Below are 1,322 nucleotides of genomic sequence, written 5' to 3' on the forward strand. Positions count from 1 at the left end.
CATGTTATGGGATGGACGCCTCCCTCCGAACCTTCAGAATGAAGGGCCAGCTAAAGGAGGAAGTCATGACATTCGAATTGCTCGCAATCGATCTCGGAAAGTCGTCGTTTCATCTACATAGCATTGCTTCAGATGGCGCTATTTTATCGCGCAAGGTGAGCCGATCGAAGTTAACCGAGACTGTTAGCGCACTCGCTCCTAAGACTATTGCCATGGAAGCCTGCGCCAGTGCTCATCACTGGGGACGGCAATTCAAAAATGATGGGCGAGAGGTCCTGCTCATCAACCCTCGTTTCGTGAAGCCATTCGTGCGCGGCTCCAAAAACGACGCTGTAGATGCAGCTGCAATTTATGAAGCGGCCACACGCCCAACCATGCGGTTCGTGCCGGTCAAATCAACCGCACAGCAAGACCTTCAGTCGCTGCATAGAATTAGAGAGCGTATGATTGTTCAGCGTACATCTCTAATCAATCATGCACGCGGTCTTCTCGCCGAATATGGCATCGTGTTGCCGCAAGGACCATGGCGTTTTGCATCCCAGGCACCCTCGGCTGTCGAGAACGCTGCTCTCTCCGATCTCGGGCGCGAGTTATTCCTCGAACTTCTCGATCAACTCACCGATGTGAATGCCCGAGTTGCCAAGATTGATAGGAAAATCTGCGAGATTTGCCGCGAGCGAGAAGATTGCCGTCGTCTCTCTGAATTGCCAGGTGTCGGTCCTATCATCGCAACGGCATTGGTGGCGAGCGTTGAGGACGGGCGCCACTTCAAATCAGGACGAGAGCTGGCGGCCTGGATCGGGCTGGTCCCGCGTCAATATACGACTGGCGGCAAACCACGGCTTGGTGGGATCGGGCGCCGAGCGAACCACTATCTCCGTCGGCAGATGATACATGGGGCACGCGCAGTTATTAGCCGACTGGCCAGTCACGACGATCGCCGATCTCAATGGCTGAAAGAGCTCGTCGCTCGTCGTGGATTTAATAAGGCGATCGTAGCGCTCGCTAACAAGACCGCGCGGGTCGCATGGGCCTTGCTCACACGACAGGAGCGCTATGTCGTACAATAGTTATTTGCCAATCGTTGCCTATGAGGCAATGATGAATGCGAGGTAAGAACTGATGGCGTAACGGCACGGACCGCAGCTTCGGATCCTGATCTACGACAAGGCCACAAAGGTCGATCATGTTATGAGGAAAGAGGCAGCGGACTCCCATCAAGGCCAGGAGCGTGATCGCTCCAGCGATAGGCCGGATAGATTCACGCATCCAATGCCGAGTGCCGCCAAATGTTCATCTCGCCCGGGAGGCGTCCATAGATT

The 1,322-nt window shown here is 54.8% G+C and carries 1 protein-coding gene; it reads left to right on the plus strand.

Features of this window, described 5'->3' with window-relative positions; all coding sequences use genetic code 11:
• Positions 1-65: 65 nt before the first annotated feature.
• Complete coding sequence (locus P9A16_RS35550) at positions 66-1,070, plus strand: IS110 family transposase (protein WP_443021764.1); 1,005 nt, start codon at positions 66-68, stop codon at positions 1,068-1,070.
• The last annotated feature ends 252 nt before the right edge of the window (positions 1,071-1,322 follow it).

The organism is Shinella sp. 838 (genome assembly GCF_029623935.1).
Lineage (GTDB): Bacteria > Pseudomonadota > Alphaproteobacteria > Rhizobiales > Rhizobiaceae > Shinella.